This window comes from Pseudomonas sp. dw_358 (genome assembly GCF_018449655.1).
Taxonomy (GTDB): Bacteria; Pseudomonadota; Gammaproteobacteria; order Pseudomonadales; family Pseudomonadaceae; genus Aquipseudomonas.
Map to the genome: position 1 here is coordinate 1 of NZ_JAAVUX010000032.1, position 4,292 is coordinate 4,292.

3 protein-coding genes and 1 pseudogene are annotated in these 4,292 nt (G+C 54.0%); 1 reads left to right on the forward strand and 3 read right to left on the reverse strand.

Annotated features, from left to right (window positions below; genetic code table 11):
* From HB675_RS25500 to HB675_RS25510, 3 genes are all read right to left on the reverse strand, one after another.
* Window positions 1-1,269, reverse strand: a 1,269-nt coding sequence (locus tag HB675_RS25500; RefSeq protein ID WP_213881942.1) for a DUF6531 domain-containing protein, incomplete at its 3' end; no start/stop codon positions are given.
* Between the two features lie 552 nt (window positions 1,270-1,821).
* Window positions 1,822-2,163 carry a hypothetical protein gene (locus HB675_RS25505; RefSeq protein WP_213881943.1) on the reverse strand — a complete coding sequence of 114 codons (342 nt, stop codon included), beginning with the start codon at window positions 2,161-2,163 and terminating at the stop codon, window positions 1,822-1,824.
* Window positions 2,164-2,293: 130 nt separating this feature from the next.
* Complete coding sequence (locus HB675_RS25510) at window positions 2,294-3,262, reverse strand: DNA-binding protein (protein WP_213881944.1); 969 nt, start codon at window positions 3,260-3,262, stop codon at window positions 2,294-2,296.
* A gap of 339 nt (window positions 3,263-3,601) precedes the next feature.
* Here HB675_RS25510 and HB675_RS25515 point away from each other — a divergent pair.
* Window positions 3,602-4,292 (forward strand): annotated as a pseudogene (locus tag HB675_RS25515) (IS30 family transposase); the annotation flags it as partial.

Genomic DNA, 4,292 nt, shown 5'->3' on the forward strand with positions numbered 1-4,292 from the left:
TAGAAACCGGGTGGGGTCCCAGGTGGTGGTGATCGTGCGGGACTGGGGTGTGCCGCTGGCTTCGGTACGGCTGGATTCCAGGCCCCGGTCATTGTAGGTGTAGGTGGTGAGGTTGCCTTTGGCGTCGGTCTTGGTCAAAATCAGACCACGATCGTCATAGGTGTAGCTCGAATTGCTAGCCAGGCAGTTATCAGAAGGTTCGCCGGTAATTGCGACAACGCGTTTTACTCCATCTATCAATTGAAACTTATAATTCGCTTGTTTGCCAAGAGCGTTTGTCACTGTGGTAGTACCGTCAGAATTGTATTCCAATTTTATCTGATCGATAGCGCCACCACGCGCCCCCAAAACAACTCGCCCGCTCGAATCATATTCCCAGGAACTCGCAACCAAGCCTCTCTCGTCGATCACACTCGTAATACGATCAGGGTTAGTTGAATCACCGTAATTATATTTTTTTGTCACGACCGAACTCCCTCTTGTATAAGTCGCTTGCGACAAGAGAGAAGCGTTTGATCCGCCATAGCTATAAACAACTGTCAACCCATCAGCCTGCAAGCTTCCAAGCTGCCCATTTGCACTATAGCTATAAGTTATAGTCAGTGAATTCCCCAAATCATCTTTAACCACAACATCCCAGTCGCCATAAGTCAGTGAAAGCGTGCTTAAAGCGTTGCGCTGCCACTTCGTCATCTGACCGGATGAGTTGAACGTCTGGACATCCCCAGTAGGAGCCATGTATATATAATTCGAACCGGACTGGGATAACTGCCCAAGCTCTGTGCTTTCGGAAGAGATCACTCCATTATGAATGAAAAACATGGCCTGAGATCCATCTGCTTTGACCAAAATCAAGTCACTTGTATCAATCACCAGATGAGTAGAAAACGTATTTGTCCAAACAGGAGCGGGAGTACTTTGACTATTGTAATATCGATGAAATTCCAGCTGCAGATCTTTCGATTGATAATCAATATCATCTTGATAGTTATTCCCAGTGGCGATGTCTATGGGGTCGCCTACTGCTAACGATGGGGCATTGCAGCTTAATAAACCACCAGGCTTTCCCGTATTCTTGCGCAATATTTCGACCCCTGACTGCTCGCATGCTCCGGAAATTGCGTTGTAGTTCCCACCGTTTGAACAGTCACCCTTTACATAGTTTACCCCCCTCCTACCCCGAGTGCTGAAGCAATAGGCCCCTCCGAGCTGACCTGCACGGTAATCGGGAGCAGAAAAATAATCATATTGTAGAAATTCAAACGTCACGGGAAAATACTCATTACTCCAAAAATCGCACGCGGCGACCGCTGTCGCATAATGAGGTTCGGGCGTTGATTCTAGCCACCAATACGAATCAGCTGCAAGCGCACAATTCGTAACACTCGTGGTAGCTATCGTCAATGCGAGGATCCTGACTTTACGTACACAGCCTGAGACTGATCTCATTACAAACTCCATTTTAGCCCTAGATACAATCTTGCAGGTGCCTTGATCGTCGTAAGCGTGAAAGAAAATTAATGGCTAGCAGAAGTAATTGCAAGAACTAGCTCTCCTACGAAATTTCATCACCATAATTCCATCTCATTTCCTCAGTAGCTAAAATTTTTCCGAAACGGTTCTAGAAATAGCTTTAACATGTGTTTCGGCAGCCTTCCTAAGAGCTTGATTTTTTTTTGCTGCGGCAGCAACAAAATTGACTAACGTAGCGTAATACTGTCTCTCGGCAACCACTGCCCGTCTCGGTTCGTGTCGGCCTCAGCACATACGTCTGCGATGCGCGCTCTAACACATGGCCCCATGCAGTGTGAACTGCCGCCTTCACATCAAGGTGACTGACTCGACTTCGACGTACCGATACTTCTTCCTGGCCACCTTGACCGCTTCCTGCTCGGCCTGCAGCATGCTCAACGTATCGACCTCATGGACATAGGGCTGCGTTGCGCCTTCGAGTTCATTGCCTACCTGTAGAGTCACCCGCACCCGTGGTGTGAAGGCCCCGCTACTCTTTTTTTTCCGGGTTGCAACTGCCGGAGCCGGCGGCACGATCACCACGTCCGGAATATGCGCCATCGGATCGGGAATCTGCACCTGCGGCGCAGGGGCCTGCTCTGCCCCAAACAATGCTCGGCGCATTTCTTCTTCAGTCAATTCAGCGGTCATACCGTGTCTCGAGTTATGTCAGTTATGCAACGAAGATTTTGTGCCAATTGACCTGCGTTGTGGTGCGATCGCCTAGTGCAGAGGGGGATAGCGCGATCATGCAACAGCCGAGCGCTGTCGAAAAGCCCTCCTACGCCCTGCCCTCCTCCTTTTGATCCTTGGCCGGCGCCTCCTGCGCCTCCAGCCAGTCATGCGCTTTTTGCAATTGGCGTAGCTGCATGGCCGCGCTCTCGACCTGCACCCGCAGCCCGGCGCTTTCCTCCTTGGCATCCGAGCGCTGCACGCGCAGCTGGTCGACCAGGTCGCGACTGTGCGTCAGTTCCTGGGTCAGTCGTTCGGTTTCCAGCTTGGCGGCATCGCGCACCCGGCTGGTCTCCATCATCAGGTGATTGGTGGTGCTCTCGAAGATGTCCGCCTGGCGACTGACCTCGGCGCGCAGCGCGCTATTCTCCTCCTGGTGCACCGCTTGCAGCCGAGCGACCTCGGCCGCATGCGTTTGCGCAAAACGCATCTGCTCCGCCTGATGCGACGTCTGCAGGCGCTCCAGCTCGGTAGCGTGCCGCTGCCCTTGCTGCTGATGCTGATTCATCACCTCGCGCAGCTCGCCGCGGATTTCCTCGTTCTGCGCCTGCGCCCGATCCAGCTGCGCGCTCAGCCGCTGCACGTGCTCGCCGAGCAAGGCGATCTGCCGTTCCTGGTCGGCAAAGCGTCCCCTCGCCTGCTCCGCCTCTTCCAACGCTACGGCCGCCCGGGCCTTCGCCCGATCCGCTTCTTGCACGTGGTGCGAGCGCTCGATCGCATACGCGGCGGTGGCTTCGTTCAGCGCCACCTCCCACACGCTGTCCAGCACCTGGCACACCGCCTCCGGTATTCCCGGTCGCTTCAGTCGGGCACTGAGCAAGGGCCCGGTCCGGGCCCAGAACTGTTTGACTTCATCGCCCACCACGTTCGGCGACGCGGTCACCCCGTGCTCGTCCCGGATCAGTGTCCGAATCGCGCTCACCGACACCTCTGCTCCGGCCTCGAGCAACTGCGCCGCATAGTGGCGCACCAGGTCTCGGGTCTTGGGCAGGCCGATGGGGCCGGAATTCAAGGTCACAGGCGTTTCTTCCTTTTTTGAAATGACAAAGCGAGGTGTGGGTGCTTGAGCGGTTGGCCTGTCACGCCCTGTGAATACGGGGGTCACGGGCGAAAACAGCCATTTTTTTCAGTTTGAGTATCAATAAAAAAACTACTGCAATCAATACTAAATATATCGCCTTCCGGAAAAATTCGTGATTACCTCCGATTATCAAGAATTCTAAATTCCGTGCTTTATCTAAAGCGTTTGTGAGGCTAAATCTGACCACTTCGAATTCATATATAGTGCATAAGCCAGCCGCTTCGTGGCAGCCGCAAAAACTGAGTGCAACACCCCTACCTCAGGTAAGGTACGGCGATGTCTTATACCGAACTCAGTATCGAAGAACGCGTCACTATTCAAATAGTGACAGCAACGAGACCTCAGTCAGCGAGAGATTGCTCATCTGCTGGGACGTAGTCCTTCCACCATCAGCCGCGAGTTGCGAAGAAATAGTGCTTCCACCGGAGGGTATGCGGCCTGCGAGGCCCAAGCCCTGACTCGTGAACGTCGAAAAATCTGCTGTCCGCCCCGAAAGCTGGTGCCGGGCAATGAGCTGTTCGACCTGATTATCCTCTTGCTTCGAGAGCGCTTTTCTCCCGAGCAAATCGCGGGCAAGCTGCGTGTTATGAAAATAAATTTTGAAGAAGCCTACGTTTGCCGGGAAACGATCTACAACGCCATCTACGCACTGCCTGTGGGCGAGCTGCGCAAGGAGTTGATCCTGTGTCTACGTCAGGGGAAAAGCACCCGTAGACCGCGCAGTGGCGGTGTTGATCGACGCGGCCAGATTCCCGACATGGTGAGCATTCACGTGCGTCCGCCCGAGATTGAAGACCGGCAAATGCCCGGCCACTGGGAAGGCGACCTGATCAAAGGCAAGGACAATGCCTCGGCGGTGGGCACGCTTGTCGAGCGCACCAGCGGTTATCTGATCTTGGTCAAAATGCGCGATGCCACCGCGACCTCGGCGGTCGAGGGCTTCAGCGCGGCGCTGAATAGCAGTAAG